The following is a 20243-nucleotide window of genomic DNA, read 5'->3' on the forward strand; positions in this document are numbered from 1 at the left end:
TAAAAAAAGATGCTCAAAGAGCATCCTTTTTTATTATGAAATGCGATAAACCCTTGTTTCATAAGGTTTTAAAGCAATTGTTGTTACTTCTTCATGTTCCGCAACTTCATAGTTATTTAAAAGCAAACGTTTGCGTTCTAGTGCAAATAAATCCTCATTATACACTGCTTCCTCTTTTGAGATATTACTAATTACAATGACTTTTTCATCCTGTAACGTACGTGTATATGCATAAATTTGTGGATCGTCTTCTAAAAGTAAATCGTACGTACCATAGTTCAGTACATCGTGCTCTTTTTTCAGGGCAATCATTTTCTTATAGAAATTGAAAATAGACTTTTCTTCATTTTTTTGCTTTTCAACATTAATTTCTTTGTAATTTGGATTCATGCTAAACCAAGGTGTACTTGTTGTGAAACCAGCATTCATCTCATCATTCCACTGCATAGGTGTACGTGAATTATCGCGGCAAGAAGCCCATATAATCTCCATCATATCTTGATGTGGTACGCCCTCTGCAATTTTCTCGCGATATAAATTTTTAATTGCTACATCATCGTAATCTTCAATATTTGGTAACTGAACATTTGTCATACCAATTTCTTGGCCTTGATAAATAAAAGGTGTACCGTGCATAAAGAAATACATCGCCCCTAGAGCTGTTGCACTTTCACGCCAATATTGTTTATCATCTCCCCATGTTGAAACGATACGTGGTTTATCGTGATTCTCAATATATAAAGCGTTCCATCCTTTATTTTCTAATCCTTTTTGCCATTTCGTTAATACTTTTTTCAATCCTACAACATCAAGGTCTTTCTTCTTCTCTGCATCCCATAAACTTAAATGTTCAAATTGGAATACCATATTGAACTTACCTTGCTCTTCTCCAACCCAAAGCTCAGCATCTTCAATCTTAACACCATTTGCTTCACCAACAGTCATAATATCGTACTTAGAGAATGTATTTTCTTTTAGCTCTTCTAATAAAGGTTGAATACCTTTCACATTCATATGTTTATCAAAAGATGGCACATATTTTAACCCTTTTGGATTTGGCATATCCTTGAGGCCTTCTTCTTTTTTAATATGACTGATCGCATCAACGCGGAAACCATCAATACCTTTATCAAGCCACCAATTAACCGTATCGTATAGTACTTCGCGAACTTCTTTATTCTCCCAGTTTAAATCTGGTTGTTTACGTGAGAATAAATGTAAATAATATTGTTCTGTTTCTTCATCATATTCCCATGCCGAACCATTAAAAATACTTTCCCAGTTGTTTGGCTCCGCACCATCTTTACCATCATGCCAAATATACCAATCACGCTTCGGATTATCTTTAGATGAACGTGATTCAATAAACCATGGATGTTCATCACTCGTATGATTAATAACTAAATCAATAATAAGCTTCATATCACGCTTATGAACTTCATCTAGTAAAGCATCAAAGTCTGCCATTGTACCAAACTCATCCATAATATCTTGATAATCACTAATATCATAACCATTATCATCATTAGGCGACTTATACATTGGACAAATCCAAATTACATCTATACCTAAATCTTTTAAATAATCCAGTTTTGCAATAATACCTTGTAAATCTCCAATACCATCACCATTTGAATCCATAAAGCTTCGTGGATAAATTTGATAAGCAACCGCTTCTTTCCACCATGTCTTATTCATAGTCATTCTCTCCTTTTGCATCCCATCGGAAATTTTATGCAAACGTTTTCGTAACACTATCATAACAAAATATGAACAGTTTGCAACTGTTTTCATTGAACTCTATGTAGATTCTTTATTCTTATGCTTTATTTATTTCTCACAAAGGTAAATCTCATTCTCCACCTCTCCTTGTCCACGCGTATTACAGACATTTTTCATATATTAATAAAAAGCTCTGATTATTTTAGAAAGGAGTAATAAATTGAAGCAAACAAAATTAACAGGTCGTATCGTTGTTCCCACAGATCCTGACTACAATGTAGCCCGAATGAATTTAAATTTAAGTATTCCAAAACTCCCTTGTATTATTGTTTTTTGTCAAAATAGCAAGGATATCTGTAACGCCTTAAAATGGGCACGTGAACGTCATATACCATTTCGGTTAAGAAGTGGACGTCATAGCTATGAAAATTTTTCTCTTTTAAATAGAGGACTTATTATTGATGTGAGTGAAATGCATCGCATTACTGTTAATACAGAGAAATTAACAGCAACAATTGAGGCTGGTGCAAATCTTGGCACTGTTTATAAAGAACTTTGGAATTACGGTGTTACAATTCCTGCTGGTACAAGTGCAAGCGTTGGAATTGTTGGATTAGCACTTGGTGGTGGCATTGGTATGCTTTCGCGCTTATATGGATTAACATGTGATCAATTAATGGAAGTGGAAATGGTACAAGCATGTGGAAAATTTGGTGCCAAACTCATTCGTGCAAATGAACAAGAGAACTCTAACCTTTTTTGGGCATGCCGTGGTGGCGGTGGTGGAAACTTCGGAATTGTCACTTCATTAACTTTTCGAGTCCACCCGATAAAAAATGTATCAATTTTCTCAATTACATGGGAATGGGAAGACTTTATTGCTGCATTTCAAGCGTGGCAAATCTGGGCACCTTATATAGATGAACGTCTCACTTCATCGATCGAATTATTCGCCAAGCAACGAAATAAAATCGAAGCACAAGGCGAGTTTATCGGTTCTCCCTCTGAACTCCATTCCCTATTATCCCCTCTTCTTGAGACTGGTAGCCCCTCTCTCTTTATAGAAGAAGTTCCTTATATAAAGGCTGTTGAATTTTTTAATGGAGGTAACATCCCTGAAAATTTCAAGCGCTCTGGTTCCTATGTCTATAAACCTATTCCCCTTAAAGGCATTCAAATCATGCAATCCTTTCTTTCTCATGCACCAAATAAAGATGCTAGTATTTGGCATCAATCGCTCATAGGTGCTGTTGAAAATATTTCGCCGAATGAAACGGCTTATTTTCATCGTAAAGCAATTATTGCTCAAGAATACATTACCTCTTGGAAATGCGATGATGAAGAAAATCGAAATATACGCTGGGTTAAAGGTTTACGAGAAAGCTTAGATCCTTATACACTAGGTGACTATGTGAACTGGCCCGATATCGACATTAAAAATTGGCAAACTAGTTATTATGGCTCTAACTTTCACAGATTACGTAAAGTAAAAACCATGTATGATCCTTGTGATGTTTTTCATTTCCAACAAAGTATTCCTCCTTTTCATACGTGAAAAAAGGGGATAACATAAAAAAATCATCCAATATACCGTTACCTCGCAGTATGTTGGATGATTCAAGTTGATTTTCTATATCGTTTCAAATTCTTGCTCCTACTCATAAACTTTTACTTACAGATTAATTGTATTTCGTATCATTTTCATGCAATGAATGTAATTTAATATTTGGTACTTTATCTTTTTCAATACCTCTATTATAAGAAACAGGAACTTGAAATTCAAATTGCTTTGTCTCATGTTTTTGTAAATAGACTGGTTTCGGTACTGGATAGCTTTTTGAATTCTCGTTTGCATTATCATATAAAACAACTTTTAATGCTTGTGAATGATTACGATAATTTTTTAAAGTAACAATGCACTTCGGTTGGATATTCTCTCCATTTTTCTCCATTCTACACTGGCTATCTTCTTTTTTATATTCTATTGCTTCTACCCCTGTTTTTCCTGCATAATACCATGTTTTATTCAATGTCTGGAGGATTGTATTTAAAATAAACGGCATCATTACAATCAAAATACTAGTACCTACTACTTTTATTTTATTCATTTTTCTAAATGTACTAGACTCCTTTTTTCCTAGCCATTTTAAAAATAATATAAATGCAATTACATGTAGTATGAAAGAAACAATCAATATATTTGAGACTTTATAATCCATATAAACATACGTATGTATCGGAATCTTATAGACATTGAATAGTTTTTCCCCAATTAATTCATTATCATTTGGAATTTTTAATAATAACAAAACCCCTATACTGTAACAAATAGCTACTAATCGATCATACTCAATACGAATCATTCTTTCTCCCCTTCACTTTTTATTTTATTATCGATTTTAGCTATTATTACCATACTATACAATCTTTTTATAGAGGATAACGTAAAAAAGTTCCTTATAAATATATAAAGAACCTTATTAATATACACTATGAATTAAAAAATCAATATACAATTTTCACATAGAGATTTCTTCAAAATATGTTGGATCATGTATTGTAATTTTTTTATCTAAAATTGTAACAATGCTATCATTTTTTAATTGTTTTAATACGCTGCTAACTGTCTCTCGAGATGTTCCAGATATTTTGGATATTTCAATTGTTGTAAGTGGACATGAAATTACAATCTTTTCTCCACTCTGTTCTCCTAAATCCTGCATTAAATAATTTAACGTTTGGATAACACGATCTTGTGCATTAGGAATTGTAATATTTTGCACTCGATTTTCGTTCAATTTTAATATAGATGATAATTGCTGAACAACGTACATCAATTGTGTTCTGCTGGACTTTACCATATCTTCAAAGATTACCGTTGGAATATAATATACCTCCACATCCGTCATTGCTTCTGCTGTATAGTTATATCCTCTGTCTGTAAACATACCACCATAAGGAAAAATAGAATACCGCTTTACATAGTCATCGTATAATAAGTTCCCATTTTGATTAACCCGCTCTAACTTTACAAAACCATCTAACATGAAGTAAATTCTTTCCCTTGAATCCCCTTCTAAAAATAAAAATTGACCTTTTTTATAAGTTCGCCAATAAACAAACTCTGTTAAGCCTTTCAATTTTTTTTCTGTTAAATGAGCAAATAATTCGAACTGCTTTAAGTCTTTCACTACGTTCCGTCTATTCATAAAATTCCCTCTCTCTTGCTGTATGTTGGAGCGAAAAATCAAGAAAGCGTATTCAATTTGAATTTTATCATAATTAACTTGTATATTCAGATTTCATCATGAAAACTTTATGAACAATGAGTACAAAAAATATTAATAAATAAAAAGAATGAAGTTATTAACCTCATTCTTTTTTTACTACTAAGTAGCGTACATAATAATTTAAACATACATGCATACATTCTGTTTTGAAATAATAGTACCGGCTTTTTCTTCTAGTGCTTCATATACTTTTTCTAAAGACGTAATAATCGTTTTTCTTTTTGGATTTGTATTAACAAAATTAATAGCAGCTTCGATTTTTGGAAGCATGCTTCCCGCAGCAAATTGTTGTTCTTCAATATATTCTTCTAATTGATTCACTGTGACATGCTCTAATTTTTTTTGATTCGGTTGATTATAATTTACATACACATAATCAACTGCAGTTAAAATAACGAGCGTATCGGCATCTACTAATTCTGCTAATTTCTGCGCAGCGAAATCTTTATCGATAACCGCTTCAGTTCCTTTTAACCCTTCTTCAGAATCAATTACTGGAATTCCACCTCCGCCCACAGCTATCACTATGTTTCCATCTTCGACCAAAGAATTAATCACTTTATGTTCATGGATACTTACAGGCTTCGGTGATGGAACAACACGTCTCCATCCTCTACCAGCATCTTCTTTAAACACTGCTTTTGTTTCATCCATTAATTTTCTGGCCTCTTCTTCTGTATAAAAAGGACCAATTGGTTTAGTTGGATTTTTAAATGCCTCATCTTTTTTATCCACAACAACACGTGTTATAACCGTTGCTACATCTTTGTTTATATTCCGTTTTTTCAATGCCTTTTCAATTGCATTTTCCATCCAATATCCAATCATCCCTTGGCTCATTGCCCCACAAGTATCTAATGGCATTGCAGGTGTCTTTTCCGTTTCTGCAGCTTTTTGCTGTAATAAAATATTCCCCACTTGTGGGCCATTTCCATGCGCAATTACTATATCCACATCATTTTCCATTATTTTCACAAGTTGTTCTGCCGTTTTTTCCAACGCTTCTTGCTGCGCTCCCGCAGTAGCTTCTCCAGACTGTATCGCATTTCCCCCTAGTGCAACTACAATTTTTCTTCGTGCCATATTCCAGCCCTCCAGTTGATTTCGCTTTCACAGCGCTTTATAAAGTAATACTGCCTGTAATTAATCCATAAATCGCAAAGAATGCTAAAGCACCAATTGCTACGGATGATGCTAATTCCACTCGAGTAAATATTTGCTTCGAACTCTTTTGCTTTTGAACATTGTAAAAAATAAAAATACCTGGCGCATATAAAGTCATTGTTAATAATAAATACTCTAAACCGGCTGCATAAACTAACCACACTCCATAAATACTTGCGATCAAGCCAATTATTATATTTTTATTTCGATCTGCTTCTTCAGACTTTAAGCTATGCTTCAGTTGATAAAATGCTGAAAAAGCATATGGGATTAAAATAGCTGAAGATGCTAAAGAGAATGCAAAGTTATACGCCTGATCAGAAACGACGAATGTTAACAAGAATATTTGTATTAAACCATTTGTTATCCATAATGAATTTACTGGAGCCTTATTTTTATTTTCTTTTGCGAACCATTTTGGAAATACTCCATCTTTAGCCGCTAAATATGGAATTTCAGAAGCGAGCAAAGTCCAACCTAACCAAGCACCTAATACAGAGATGACTAAACCTAAATTAATAAAGATAGCACCCCATTTTCCAACAACACTTTCAAACAAATAAGCCATAGCCGGATTTTTCAAACCTGCAATGTCTGCTTGCTGCATAAGTCCAAGAGACAATAATGTGATTAAAATGTAAATGATGAGTGTACCAATTAAGCCAATAACGGTTGCTTTCCCTACATCACTTCTATTTTTTGCTCGACTGGATAAAACAACAGCCCCTTCTACCCCAATAAATACCCATAAAGTTACAAGCATTGTACTTTTAACTTGGCTGCCAACTGCTCCCCATGAAAAAGAACCAGTTTGCCCCCAAAATCCATCTAAGAACGTATCAATATGAAACGCAAAGATTCCTATGACAATAAATACAAATACAGGTACTAATTTTGCGATTGTAGTTACTAAATTCACAAGGGCTGCTGATTGAACTCCACGTAAAATTAACATGTGAACACACCATAATAATACGCTTGCACCAATAATGGATTCTACATTTTGACCGCCTTCAAAGATCGGGAAGAAATATCCTAATGAAGAAAACAATAATGTACCGTAAGCTACATTCCCAAGCCAAGCAGATAGCCAGTATCCCCACGCACTATTAAACCCCATAAAATTACCAAACCCTGCTTTTGCATAGCTAAAAATACCACCATCTAAATCTGGCCGTTTTACAGTTAGATTTTGAAAAGATAATCCGAGTGCGATCATCCCAATTCCTGTTATAACCCAGCCAATAATAATGGCTCCAGCACCAGCACCTTTTGCCATATCACTCGCTAAATTAAAGGCTCCACCGCCAATCATAGACCCAACTACAAGAGCCGTTAGTGTCAACAACCCTAATTTCTTATCTTCACCCATTCCACTCACCTCTCTTTAATTGCAATAACAATACAAAAGCAATAGTGAATGATAGTGTCTAAAGGAGGAGAAAGAAGAAAGGAAGACTCCCTTTCTTCTTTACTCCATGTTTCCTAAAGTAGCTGCCATAACCGCTTTAATTGTATGCATTCTATTTTCAGCTTGATCAAATACTTTTGAATGTTTACTGCGGAATACTTCGTCAGTTACCTCCATTTCTTTCAACCCATATTTCTCATAAACTTCTTCGCCATACATCGTTTCAACATCATGAAATGCAGGTAAACAATGTAAGAAAATCACGTTTTCATTCCCTGTTGCTTTAATCATTTTCATATTTACTTGATAAGGTTTCAATAACTCGACACGTTCAGCAAATTTTTCTTCTTCCCCCATAGACACCCATACATCTGTATAAATTACATCTGCATTCGCAACAGCTTCTTCCACATTACTTGTTATCATTACTTGTTCATTATATTTTTTTGCTAAATCAATTACTTCTTGTGCAGGCCATAAAGATTCCGGTGTACAAATACGTACATCCATTCCAACGATTGCTCCACCAACTAGTAAGCTATTAGCAACATTATTTCGCCCATCGCCAACGTAAACGAGCTTCACATTTTTCAATTTCCCTATATGTTCTCTAATTGTTAATAAATCTGCTAGTGTTTGTGTTGGATGCCACATATCTGTTAATCCATTCCAAACTGGCACACCAGAATTTTGTGCTAAAGATTCTACAGTTTCATGATTAAATCCACGAAACTCAATTCCGTCAAACATACGCCCTAACACTTTTGCTGTATCCTCTACAGATTCTTTTTTCCCAAGTTGAATATCACCTTTCCCTAAATATTCAGGATTTGCCCCTAAATCTGTACATGCTACTGTAAATGCACAACGCGTACGAGTAGAAGTTTTTTCAAATAAGAGCGCTACATTTTTACCTTCTAAATAATGATGCGGGATACCATTTTTCTTTTTCTCTTTTAATTCTGCTGCCAAATCTAGAAAATATAACAATTCTTCTTGTGTAAAATCTTTTTCTGCTAGAAAGCTTCTTCCTTTTAAATTTGGTCTAGTCATTAACATAATTCATCCCTACTTTCTCCGTTATTTATACTAAATATCTTTACGAACAATTGGCATACTCATGCAACGTGGACCCCCACGACCACGAGATAATTCCGAACTTAGCACCTCAATCACTTCTATACCGTGTTCACGTAATAACGTATTAGATACATAGTTGCGATCATATGTAACAACTACACCTGGCGCAATTGCTAATGTGTTCGAGCCATCATTCCATTGTTCACGAGCAGAAGCAATTACATCTCCTCCTCCACATGGAATAAGAACTAATTCACTTAAGCCTAATACCTCTTTTAATGCTTCCATTAAAGAAGTACGATGTGTAATTTTAAGAGTTTCCTCATCTGATCCTTTTTCTAAAATATAAATATTCATATTCCCTTTTGGCCCTTGAATGGCTGGGTGAATTGTAAACTTGTCATAATCAACCATTGTAAATACTGTATCTAAATGCATAAATGCTCGACATTTTGGAATTTCTATTGCTAACACTTTCTTAATTTTATTTTGTCGGCTAAAGAGATTTTTAGCTAAACGTTCAATTGCTTTAGCTGAAGTACGAGCAGATACTCCAATCGCAATTGTTTCTTCATTTAAAATTAGCTCGTCGCCACCTTCAATCGGAAATTTATAATCACGATCTAACCAGATTGGTACATTATGTTTTGCAAATCTTGGATGATATTTAATGATGTACTCCATGAATAATGATTCACGTCTACGCGCTGGTTCTCTCATCTTATTTATCGTTAAGCCATCGCCCACGCTAGCTGCTGGATCACGAGTAAAATATAAATTAGGCATTGGATCTAAGTAAAACGGATAGTGATCTTCCATTAATTCATATAAATGTGTCTTCTTACTTGTTTCAATTTCGTTTTTCCGTACACCGCCCATAATTTTTTGAATTAATTCTTCATTTGAAAAGGAAAGTAAATATTCTTTTAAAGTTTGATGTGCAACATTTACGTCGGCCTGTCCTTCTTTTAAAATACGATCAACAAATTCTTCTCGAAGTTTTTTATCTACTAACGCCTCAGCGGCTAGTTTTTCTAAATAAAGAACTTCAACACCCCGATTGCGTAACGTTTGTGCAAAATAATCATGCTCTTTTTGAATAATTGGTAAGTATGGAATATCGTCAAATAATAATTGCTGCAAATAATCTGGCGTCAAGTTTTCCACTTCTTTACCCGGTCGTTTTAATAAAACCGTTTGTAATTCCCCAATTTCTGAAGTAACATGTATCGGATGTTTCATTTGTTGTACCTCCTTTTAAATATGTTTGATGTCTTACAAGTACATAATAAATGCTCTGTACTTTCATCTTTGTGAAAGCATCCACATTATCATTGTGAAATATTAAACAAGTTATTTTTTTAAAATCATACGAATATGTATTTTTATAACAAACTATCTTGCTTTCTCAATAAAAAATACATATATTACGCATATATGTTGAATATTTAACTTCCGTATTTAAACAAAAATCCTGTTTTTAATTTTATTAAAAACAGGATTTTTGCATCTAAATAATTAAATTTAATCTTTCTTCTATAATCTCCCTATCTGATTTCGACTGTGAAATTATAAGGCATGTATCATTTCCACATATACATCCTATTTTTTCTTTCCAATCTAACTCATCAAATAAAACACCAATAACATGTGCATTACCAGGTAATGTTTTAATAACCATTAATTGATCTACACAATCAATTTTTACAACAACTTCTCGTAATTTTTTCTTTAACTTTATATCAGTTTGTAAATGCTCTTCTGAGAAAACTTTATATATCATTAATCCTTCTTGAGAAGGTACCTTCGTTAAGTTTAACTCACGAATATCGCGAGAAACCGTAGCTTGTGTTACTAATACATCTTTTTTTGCTAACAATTCTACTAATCTTTCTTGCTTATCTATTTCATACTCCTTTACAAATTGTTTAATTAACCGTTGTCTTTTTTCTTTTTTCATAAAAGACACCCCTTTTAATATTATAGCTCGCTATAATTTTCATCCGAAAGGGACAGAAAAGAATGTTGCGGAAACGTTCATAGTTTAACTGTAAATATTAAATCAAGCTAAATAAAAAAGAGAAGAACAATATTCTGTTCTTCCTTTTACATTGAAAATCGTTCAATTGTTTGTTTCAAATCAGTTGCTTGCTTCTCTAAATCCTTTAATAATTGATCGATTACTATCATATTTTTAGATTGTTGTAGCGTCACACGTGCTACTTCTTGCGAACCAGCTGACGTTTCTTCAGCAATTGCTGCTACAGCTTTTGTTTGTGCTCCTGTTTGATGAATGTGGCTCACTTGTTCATTCATATAACTACTAATTTGCTGAGTTGCATCGGCTACTTCCATAACACTTGATGACATTTCTTTTAAAATTAATTCCGTAGCTTCCCCACGTTTCGCCTCTTCTTTAGCTATTTTCACTTGTTCTGTCATTTTCATTGCAACTTGTTGTACTTCATCTTGCATATTCCGTAATAACTGCGATATGTTTCTTGCAGAATGATCACTTTCATCAGCAAGTTTACGTACTTCTTCCGCAACAACCGCAAAGCCTCTTCCATGCTCTCCTGCGCGAGCTGCCTCAATAGAAGCATTTAGTGCTAATAAATTCGTTTGGCTAGCAATTGCACTCACAACAGACACAATATGTTCTACTTGTTTCATTCGTTCTTCTAACTTCTGTACATTTTGCATTGAATCTTCATTTTCTTTTGCCAATGTTTGAATACCTTGAATTAAAGACGTAAAGACACGAGTACTATGCCCTAAAGCTTCAACCATTTCTGAAGACAATGTATCAGACTGCTTCGCTTTTTCTTCTACTTCACTTGCAATAGAAGTCGTTGTATCAACAGCAGAAACAATTGCTTGAATTGATGCCGCTGATTGCTCAGCGCCTGAAGAAATCTCTGCAAGTGTCTCAGATACACCTTGCGCTTGTCTCGTTGCTTCGCCTGTTTGTTTTCTAATCTGCTGTACTTGATTATTTGTATACGAAAATGTTGTATCAATATTTTTTACCATGCCCCTTAAGTTTCCTAACATCATATTAAATGCAACACTTAAAGATTTAATTTCATCATCTGTCTTCGGTAATGGAACATCTTCACGAATATCACCCTCAGCTGCTTTTCTTGCCGCTTCCTCTAACTTGCGAAGCGGTTTAATTAAAAATACGGCTGCTCCATATGCTAAAATTCCAGACCATACTACCCCTAATAACATAACGATAATATTATATACAGTTTGACTTACATAACTTTGAAAATAATCGTATATCACGTAAATAAAAAATATACTTGTTGAATATGTAATGAAAGCTAAAACTGTAGTGAATAGCATAAGTTGTGTACGTAATCCAAAAGAAAATGTTTTTCTTTCTTTTTCCATCTTCCCTTTCCCCCTTTTTATAAGCAATATAAATACTACCTATATATTATTATCCATATTTTCATTATAGAAGGATATAGAGATTTTAAAAATCATTATTTCTTTGAATATCAAATTGCACGAAAAAAATAAAGGATTCTGACAATTTATGACTAATAACAGAAATACAGGGCAACATTTGTAAAATATATTTTTAACTGGGGGTTTTGTATGATTCAAGTTCGAAATCTAGTAAAATCATTCGGTTCACTTGATGTGTTAAAAGGAATTGATTTAGAAGTAAAAGAAAAAGAAGTTGTTGTTTTAATTGGTGCCAGTGGTTCTGGTAAAAGTACATTACTTCGCTGTCTTAACTTTTTAGAAATGTACGATGAAGGCGAAATTCACTTACAAGGTGAGCGAATTGATCCAAAGCATTCAAATTTAAATAAAGTCCGTGAAAATGTCGGTATGGTTTTTCAGCACTTTAACCTCTTTCCTCATATGACCTCACTAGAAAACATCATAGAAGCACCTATTCACGTAAAAAAATTAGAGAAAGCAAATGCACAGGATATTGGAAATCAACTTCTCCAAAAAGTCGGCCTTCAAGATAAAGCGGATGTAACTCCTCATCTTCTTTCAGGTGGTCAAAAACAGCGCATTGCCATTGCACGAGCTCTTGCAATGAGCCCTAAGATTATGCTATTTGATGAGCCTACCTCAGCTTTAGACCCTGAACTTGTTGGAGAAGTATTGCGAGTTATGAAAGAACTTGCTGAAGAAGGGATGACAATGGTTATTGTTACTCATGAAATGAATTTCGCAAAAGATGTAGCTGATCGCGTCATCTTTATGGACGATGGAAAGATTGTAGAAGATGCTCCGCCAGTACAATTCTTTTCAGCTCCATCACATGAACGGGCAAAACAATTTTTACGCAACGTTTTATAATGTAACTTTTGTTTCAAACGAAAAGGAATACATTCATACGGTGCACAACTAATCATCCAAATAAAATATTTCAATAACATACTAAAAAACTATCCGTATGATCAATATATAGGAGGGGTTTTATGAAAAGAAAACTATTAACCATTGTTGCGAGCATTACACTATGTACATCCTTCATACTAGGAGCTTGTAGCAAAGAAAGCTCTACTACTTCATCAAATAGTGAAAAAGAATTTCGCTATGCGATGAGTGGATTATACAAACCTTTTAACTATAAAGAAAATGACGGCAAACTTGTCGGCTTTGATGTAGAAATCGGTGAAGCTCTTGCTAAAAAGATGAACATGAAGGCTACGCCCGTTACAAACCCATGGGAAACGCTGATTCAAGGTCTTCAAGCGAAGAAATATGATGTAATACTGGGTAGTATGGCAATTACAGAGGAGCGCTTAAAAGCTGTTAGTTTCTCAAATCCGTACTATCGCTCTGGCGCCCAAATTTTTGTGGCTAAAAAGAATACCGCTATCTCTTCTCCAGAAGATTTAAAAGGTAAGAAAATTGGTGTTGTAAAAGCTAGTACCTTTAAAAATCTTGTTGCAAAATATACAGATCAAATCACAGAATATGACAGCGATATTACTGCTCTTATGGACTTAGAGCCTGGGCGTGTTGACGCAGTAATTACGGATCAAATGGTTGGTCTACGTATGATAAAAGAAGGAAAATCGAAGATAAAAGAAGCCGGAAAACCATTAAATCTTGATGAAATGGGAATTGCTATTCGCAAAGATGATAAAGAAATGGTTGAGAAAGTAAATAAAGCGTTAGATGAAATCATTAAAGATGGTACGTATGAAAAGATCAGTAAAAAATGGTTCGGGCGTAATATTCTCGGTGAAGAGGAAAAAACGAAGTAAGTTAGCCATTCAAAAGATTTATAAACAATGCCCCACTGATTAAATGTTCATTTTATGTGGGGCATTTCATTCTCTACTAAAATCTATACAATATGAGGTGAAACGCATGTTTGAAATTTTTATCTCTTCCTATCCCACACTCTTAAAGGCTACTATTGTCACATTACAATTAACATTAACTTCCCTAGTACTCGGTTCATTAATTGGATTATTATTCGCTTTCTTTCGAATCTCTAACAATAAAGTTTTAAATAGTATCGCTCATGTCTACATTGCTATTATTCGTGGTACACCTTTAATTGTTCAAATTGCCATTCTCTATTTTGGAATTACATCCGTTGTTGTTTTCACCCCTTTTTGGGCAGGTGCAATCGCTTTAGCAATTCATAACGGAGCATATATTACGGAAATTTTCCGTGGATCTATTCAATCCGTTGACCGGGGACAATTAGAAGCAGCTCGCTCTTTAGGCATGCCTTATCCTTTAGCTATGCGACGAATTATATTACCACAAGCATTTCGTCTGTCTCTTCCTCCTCTAGGAAACCAATTTATTATCGGATTAAAAGATTCTTCACTTGTTGCTTATGTAGGAATGTCCGAATTATGGGGTTCAGGTTTATCAATTGCAGCAGGTAATTTCCAACAATTAGATACTTATATAATCGTTGGTGCATACTATCTCATACTTGTTCTTCTATTTACTTATTTTGTTAATCTTTTAGAAAAACGACTACAACGAAAAGAAACTAACTCCGTCCAAGTCCATAAAAGGAACAAAAAGGAAGTTTCTTTATAAGAAAAAGCAAGCCTGAGATGGCTTGCTTTTTCATTGCAAAAATATATTAATTTTTACTGATTTACTTTTTTAATACTCTTTTCTTCTTCTATATGTTCCTCACGATATGAAATATTATGAGGATCTAGTCCATTTCCTAAAGAACCATAGAAATGCTCTCTATGCGGATCCACTAATTCACTTCCTTGATAATACACACGTGGTGTATTCCATAGCGCTGCCAAAGCTTTTGTCATCGGCATCTCATGATAGCGTTCCGGCCACATTTCTTTAATCTTCTCTTTTACTAACGGATAGTATTTAGAACTCATAGCGGGAAACAGATGATGTTCTGTATGATATGAGAAATTGAAATGTAAAACGTCTACCCAGCGCGGCACTGTTACTGACAAACAGTTTGCTAACGGATCATTTACTGGAACAATTGGATTTAAGCGGTGATTTGTTGCGATATATGCCATTACAATAAAGTTAGCAATTAACAACGGAATGACATATGCAAATAACCATTTTCCAGGTCCCATAATAAACAATAAACTAATCCAAACTGTCCAAGGCAAAAGAAGTTGAAGCCATACAGATTTTTGATTGGATGACTTGAACTCTTTTATAAAATGAAAGAACATTCGAGTCGAATGCAATGTAAATTGAATTGTTAGTGACAGAAAACTAAAGAATGAACGTACATGTAAAGGCATACGATATACCCAACTCAAAAACTTACTCTTCTTAAGTTTCTCAAGTGTCGGCCATGCATCTGGATCATTCTCTTCATGCTGTGTATGAACATGATGCGTTGCATTATGCCACTTTCTCCAAAGCTTTGGCCCTGTTGATAATGGCATAAATGCAATCGCGCCTAAGAAGTCACGAAGCCATGCCTTTCTTACAACAGTTCCATGTAAAATTTCATGCCCTAAAAATCCTAGTGAAGCAAAACATAATCCAAGAACAATCGCAATTCCTAGATTCGCCCACACATTCAATTCAAATACACCAATCGATATTAACCCCGCCAATGCCACAAGCAAATAAGCCAGTCCACCAAATAAACGAGTAGGCACTGGTTTAAATGCTTTTTTCGGCAAATGTGGTGATACACGTGCTGCATACCACCCAAACGTATGAAGCTCCTTCATCCTTTTGCTCCTTTCTTATGCCGCGCCTTGCGCAACTTACATATATCAATTCTTGCTTCCAGATTGATTTTACTAGATGATCCAAAAAGCATCTATTATAAGGAAAATATACTCACTCTATCGTCACTTATTTTTCGCTTTTATTATCAATGAAAAACATTTCTCTTTTTACTCTCTATCAACCTTTCCACATGATGAATCATAACAATAGAATTTCTATATTGTCAACACCTTTTATGACCTAGTAATAAAAGTTGGTTATATTTTTATAATCATACTTTATTTCACTAAAGAAAATGTATAGATTCCATAAGGATTTACCCACTATATATAGACATTTTCTTAAACGCCATAGACTCTATCTCATTCAATAACTCCCTATGTAATCAACAAACAGAATCACTTGAATTTAGTTTTATATAAATCCTACTACATCATAATGCCCCACCTAATTAATTATATTAAAATAATTTATAACCTCTTTTAATAAAAATAGACTACTTCTAAAACAACACACATGAATTTCATATAATATGGAAATATTAAAAGGAAAATTGTTCTAAAATCAGGAGGTTTCCGCAATGACAAGTGATACATTTCCACAACTGCCGCTATCTTATTGGATTGAATCTACTCAGTTTCCTACTTTCCCTCGTTTATCCGAAAATATAAAGACGAAAGTTGCTATTATCGGTGCTGGTATTACAGGTATTACTACTGCCTATTTACTTGCAAAAGAAGGCATCGATGTTGTTTTAATTGATTCTGGTCGTATTTTAAATGGAACGACTGGGCATACAACAGCGAAAGTAACAGCACAACATGATCTTATTTATGATGAATTAATAAATCATTTCGGTGTAGAAAAGGCCCTGCTTTACTATGAATCAAATAATCAGGCTCTACAATTCATAAATAAAACTGTTCAAACATATAAAATCGACTGTAATTTCTCAAATGAAGATTCATATTTATATACAACTACTGATAACGGATTAAGAAATTTATCGAAAGAATATGAAGCTTATCAAAAATTAAATATACCTTGTGACTATGTTCAATCTCTATCGATTCCTATTCCAGTACAATCTGCGCTTGTAATGAAAAATCAAGCACAATTCCATCCCCTTCTTTATTTAAAAACACTTTTAGAAAAGTTTGTGGAGATGGGCGGAAAGGTCTACGAACAAACAACAGCTATGGATGTGGAAAAGGGCGATTATTCACAAATAATTACAAAAGAGGGCCATCATATCACTTGTGAATATGTCGTCTCTTGTTCACATTTTCCTTTTTATGATGCGAATAGCTTTTTCTTTACGCGAATGTACGCAGAACGCTCCTACGCTCTTGCAATAAAAGCAAAAACGGAGTATCCAGGTGGCATGTATTTAAGTATTGATGATCCAAAGCGCTCCTTACGCTATATAACAAACAATGGAGAAAAATTAATTTTGATTGGCGGAGAGAGTCATAAAACAGGTCAGGGAATAAATACGATGCTTCATTATGAAGCACTCTATTCTTTTGCTGAAGCCACTTTTGGAATAGATGAAGTTCCTTATAGATGGTCAGCACAAGATTTAATTACTCTAGATAAGCTTCCTTATATCGGACATATTAACGAAAGAAATCCAAATATATTTGTTGCAACTGGATATCGCAAATGGGGAATGACAACTGGAACTGCTGCCGCTCACCTACTGAAGGACTCCATCCTAAAAGTTCACAGTCCCTATAAAGAACTGTATGCACCATCACGCTTCCATGCAAATCCAGATATAAAAACGTTCCTCTCCCAAAACATTGATGTTGCGAAACATTTAATTGCAGGAAAGATTGAAACCGCATTACGTAAGCCAGAAGATCTCGAAGTTGGTGAAGGATCTGTCGTACATGTTAACGGTAAACGAGCAGGTGCTTATAAGGACAAAGAAGGAAAATTACATATCGTCGATACAACTTGTACACATCTCGGCTGTGAAGTTGAATGGAATAATGGTGATTGTACTTGGGATTGCCCTTGCCATGGTTCTCGTTTTTCAATTGAGGGAGACGTTCTTGAAGGCCCAGCAGACCAACCGTTAAAACGAGTTGATAATGAGTAAACAAATAAAGAAGTTCAACAAAATTACTGTTGAACTTCTTTATTTGTTATAAACCCTTTTCAGATAAAATTCGACACAAGGAGGAAAATATTAACATTAAATAAAATAATATATTCATCTACAAATTAAAAGGGGTGAATATTATGCAACCTTCAGCTCCACCTCATCTAGAATCTACAGAAACTATCTTTCCAAGCTCTATTACAAAACTTGTTGTTTTTATTTGTTGGCTAGCCATTTTAGCTGATGGATATGATTTAGGTATTTACGGTGCCGTTCTACCAAAGCTCCTAGAAGACAAAAGCTGGGCGCTATCACCAGCGCATGCTGGTACAATTGCAAGCTATGCTTTATTTGGGATGTTTATTGGAGCTATTCTAGTTGGAACGATTACAGATCTAATTGGGCGTAAATGGACGCTTATATGCTGTTTAGCACTTTTTTCTATCACAATGGGTTTAGCGGCTATCGCTCCTTCTCCTGAGTTATTTGGATTATCTCGATTTATAGGAGGAATCGGATTAGGCGGTGTTATCCCAACAGCTTCAGCACTTACTGTTGAATATTCACCAAAAAAAAGGCAATCTTTTATTTATGCTCTTATGTTTACTGGCTATCCTTTAGGTATCGTGTTAGGTGCTATTTTGTCCATGCTTATGTTAGAAGATTTCGGATGGAGAATTATGTTTGGTATCGGAATGATTCCACTACTCCTCATTCCTTTCATTATTCGCTATTTACCCGAGTCCATTCAATTTTTATTATCACGTAATCGCCAAGAAGAAGTGAACCAAATTCTTAATCGTTTTCAAATTGAATTTCATGTAAAAGATAAAACTCATCAAGACCCATCTACTATACGAAAGAAAAATGGATTTTTTACTTTATTCTCAAAAGAATACATAAAAGCAACGCTACTTTTTTGGATCACTTATATAATGGGAATGTTTTTAATATATGGTTTAAACACTTGGTTACCACAGATGATGCGCCAGGCAGGATATCCTCTTGGGTCTAGTCTGTCATTTCTACTTATGCTAAATATTACCGCAGCTATCGGCGCATTATTCGCTGGAGCAATTGCTGATCGTATAGGAGCAAAAATTGTTATTAGCATCTCTTATCTTATGGCAGCCATATGTATCGGACTATTAACAATCAAACCATCTGTTACAATCATTTATCTTTTAATTGGCCTTGCTGGTATTGGATCAGTCGGTATTACTCAAATATTAAATGCATATGTAACACAATACTTCCCATCACATATCCGAGCTACCTCCTTAGGCTGGGGACTGGGGCTTGGCCGAGTTGGTGCAATTGCTGGCCCAATTCTCGTCGGTATTATTATGACAATGCAATATGACTTAGCATGGAATTTTTACTTATTCTCCTTTGCAGGTTTTATCGCAGCTATATCTGTTTTCTTCATTCCTACAAAATAAAAAGAGCACAAACTTACTTGTGCTCTTTTTCATATGCTTCAAACAACATATCTCGAAACAATGTATTTAAACTCTCAATATCGATTCCTGATCCCTTTTCAATTCCTTTTACATATTGCTGATAGTAATGAATTTGTTCTTCTAAAAATTGATTTAGCACCTTAATTTTCAATCCAACATCTAATTCAGTACCTGCTTTTTTCTTTATTAACAACTTTTCAATTTCATCTAATACGCTACGTTCTAATGATAATTCTGTAATTAATCGGTCAAATTCTACAGGAGGTAAAGTCGTTTTCTCTTCTAGCCACTTACAAGCTAAAATGGGGCGTAATACATAAAAGTACTTTTTCAGCTTTACATTCTCACCTTGCAAAAATTCACGATAATTTTTCGACGCCATATGTAAATAATGATATATCGTTGCTTTTGGATCAAAATTCTTCTCACTCATCTGTTGAAGTAGTTCTGGAAAATTAGAGTTTTTCGAATAAAAAATTGGTGATCGAATCCACTCAAGTAAAGCAGGATTCGACTTCGCGAATAGTTGCAACGCCTTTTTAATATCCCAACCACTTATATCTAAATCATCACTAATTGGATATTCAATTACATCTCGTTTGTCATGAATTGATAAATACCATTCTACCGGATGTATATAAACAAACCTAACATCATAATCGCTATCTTTCGATGGAAACCCCCAAGCACGACTCCCTGATTCCGCCGCAAATAAAATTTTTACATCATTCTCTTTTTCAATTCTTTCTAACTCCAACTCGATTTTCTCTCTCATTTCATAACATCTCCATTTTTTGATTATTTCCTTGGAAATT

16 protein-coding genes and 2 pseudogenes are annotated in these 20243 nt (G+C 34.4%); 6 read left to right on the plus strand and 12 right to left on the minus strand.

Features of this window, described 5'->3' with window-relative positions:
* Positions 1 to 33: 33 nt before the first annotated feature.
* Positions 34 to 1698, minus strand: coding sequence for a glycoside hydrolase family 13 protein (locus ACTFRM_RS23850; protein WP_001044709.1), 1665 nt, complete (start codon positions 1696 to 1698; stop codon positions 34 to 36).
* Positions 1699 to 1942: 244 nt separating this feature from the next.
* Between ACTFRM_RS23850 and ACTFRM_RS23855 the strand changes: the two genes are divergently transcribed.
* On the plus strand, positions 1943 to 3277 hold the full coding sequence (locus ACTFRM_RS23855) for an FAD-dependent oxidoreductase (protein WP_000814909.1): 1335 nt from the start codon (positions 1943 to 1945) through the stop codon (positions 3275 to 3277).
* 124 nt (positions 3278 to 3401) lie between these two features.
* Here the strand turns inward: ACTFRM_RS23855 and ACTFRM_RS23860 are convergent, their stop codons facing one another.
* The 9 genes and pseudogenes from ACTFRM_RS23860 to ACTFRM_RS23900 form a co-directional block, all read right to left on the minus strand.
* Complete coding sequence (locus tag ACTFRM_RS23860) at positions 3402 to 4085, minus strand: hypothetical protein (RefSeq protein WP_000619186.1); 684 nt, start codon at positions 4083 to 4085, stop codon at positions 3402 to 3404.
* A gap of 156 nt (positions 4086 to 4241) precedes the next feature.
* On the minus strand, positions 4242 to 4931 hold the full coding sequence (locus tag ACTFRM_RS23865; protein ID WP_001081905.1) for a Crp/Fnr family transcriptional regulator: 690 nt from the start codon (positions 4929 to 4931) through the stop codon (positions 4242 to 4244).
* A gap of 201 nt (positions 4932 to 5132) precedes the next feature.
* The gene (gene arcC / locus ACTFRM_RS23870; RefSeq protein ID WP_000113951.1) at positions 5133 to 6095 is read right to left on the minus strand and encodes a carbamate kinase; all 963 of its coding nucleotides are present in this window, start codon (positions 6093 to 6095) and stop codon (positions 5133 to 5135) included.
* 37 nt (positions 6096 to 6132) lie between these two features.
* Positions 6133 to 7548 (minus strand): arginine-ornithine antiporter, encoded by a 1416-nt coding sequence (gene arcD, locus ACTFRM_RS23875; protein ID WP_000503422.1) that lies wholly within the window; start codon positions 7546 to 7548, stop codon positions 6133 to 6135.
* Between the two features lie 99 nt (positions 7549 to 7647).
* Positions 7648 to 8646: an ornithine carbamoyltransferase gene (argF, locus tag ACTFRM_RS23880; RefSeq protein ID WP_000930289.1), complete on the minus strand. Its 999-nt coding sequence runs from the start codon at positions 8644 to 8646 to the stop codon at positions 7648 to 7650.
* 30 nt (positions 8647 to 8676) lie between these two features.
* Entirely contained in the window at positions 8677 to 9909 is a 1233-nt protein-coding gene (arcA, locus tag ACTFRM_RS23885) for an arginine deiminase (protein ID WP_000682331.1), read from the minus strand.
* 268 nt (positions 9910 to 10177) lie between these two features.
* Positions 10178 to 10627, minus strand: coding sequence for an arginine repressor (gene argR / locus ACTFRM_RS23890; RefSeq protein WP_000711826.1), 450 nt, complete (start codon positions 10625 to 10627; stop codon positions 10178 to 10180).
* A gap of 146 nt (positions 10628 to 10773) precedes the next feature.
* Positions 10774 to 11346: pseudogene (locus tag ACTFRM_RS23895) on the minus strand (methyl-accepting chemotaxis protein); the annotation flags it as partial.
* Between the two features lie 369 nt (positions 11347 to 11715).
* Positions 11716 to 12066, minus strand: a pseudogene (locus tag ACTFRM_RS23900) (HAMP domain-containing protein); the annotation flags it as partial.
* A 210-nt stretch (positions 12067 to 12276) separates the two neighbouring features.
* Between ACTFRM_RS23900 and ACTFRM_RS23905 the strand changes: the two are divergent.
* The 3 genes from ACTFRM_RS23905 (at position 12277) to ACTFRM_RS23915 (ending at position 14715) form a co-directional block, all read left to right on the plus strand.
* Complete coding sequence (locus ACTFRM_RS23905; protein WP_000616928.1) at positions 12277 to 12999, plus strand: amino acid ABC transporter ATP-binding protein; 723 nt, start codon at positions 12277 to 12279, stop codon at positions 12997 to 12999.
* Between the two features lie 122 nt (positions 13000 to 13121).
* Positions 13122 to 13916, plus strand: coding sequence for an ABC transporter substrate-binding protein (locus ACTFRM_RS23910; RefSeq protein ID WP_000823765.1), 795 nt, complete (start codon positions 13122 to 13124; stop codon positions 13914 to 13916).
* Between the two features lie 43 nt (positions 13917 to 13959).
* Positions 13960 to 14715, plus strand: coding sequence for an amino acid ABC transporter permease (locus tag ACTFRM_RS23915; RefSeq protein ID WP_002025246.1), 756 nt, complete (start codon positions 13960 to 13962; stop codon positions 14713 to 14715).
* A gap of 53 nt (positions 14716 to 14768) precedes the next feature.
* On the opposite strand, the gene ACTFRM_RS23920 is transcribed toward ACTFRM_RS23915, so the two are convergent.
* Positions 14769 to 15854: a fatty acid desaturase family protein gene (locus ACTFRM_RS23920; RefSeq protein WP_000661226.1), complete on the minus strand. Its 1086-nt coding sequence runs from the start codon at positions 15852 to 15854 to the stop codon at positions 14769 to 14771.
* Positions 15855 to 16435: 581 nt separating this feature from the next.
* Here ACTFRM_RS23920 and ACTFRM_RS23925 point away from each other — a divergent pair.
* Complete coding sequence (locus ACTFRM_RS23925; RefSeq protein ID WP_000199980.1) at positions 16436 to 17962, plus strand: FAD-dependent oxidoreductase; 1527 nt, start codon at positions 16436 to 16438, stop codon at positions 17960 to 17962.
* A 143-nt stretch (positions 17963 to 18105) separates the two neighbouring features.
* Positions 18106 to 19407: an MFS transporter gene (locus tag ACTFRM_RS23930; RefSeq protein WP_063245432.1), complete on the plus strand. Its 1302-nt coding sequence runs from the start codon at positions 18106 to 18108 to the stop codon at positions 19405 to 19407.
* Positions 19408 to 19420: 13 nt separating this feature from the next.
* Here the strand turns inward: ACTFRM_RS23930 and ACTFRM_RS23935 are convergent, their stop codons facing one another.
* Positions 19421 to 20203, minus strand: coding sequence for a nucleotidyltransferase domain-containing protein (locus ACTFRM_RS23935; protein ID WP_440043633.1), 783 nt, complete (start codon positions 20201 to 20203; stop codon positions 19421 to 19423).
* Positions 20204 to 20243: the final 40 nt, after the last annotated feature.

The sequence above is a fragment of the Bacillus cereus group sp. MYBK227-1 genome (genome assembly GCF_051916325.1).
Classification (GTDB): Bacteria; Bacillota; Bacilli; order Bacillales; family Bacillaceae_G; genus Bacillus_A; species Bacillus_A cereus.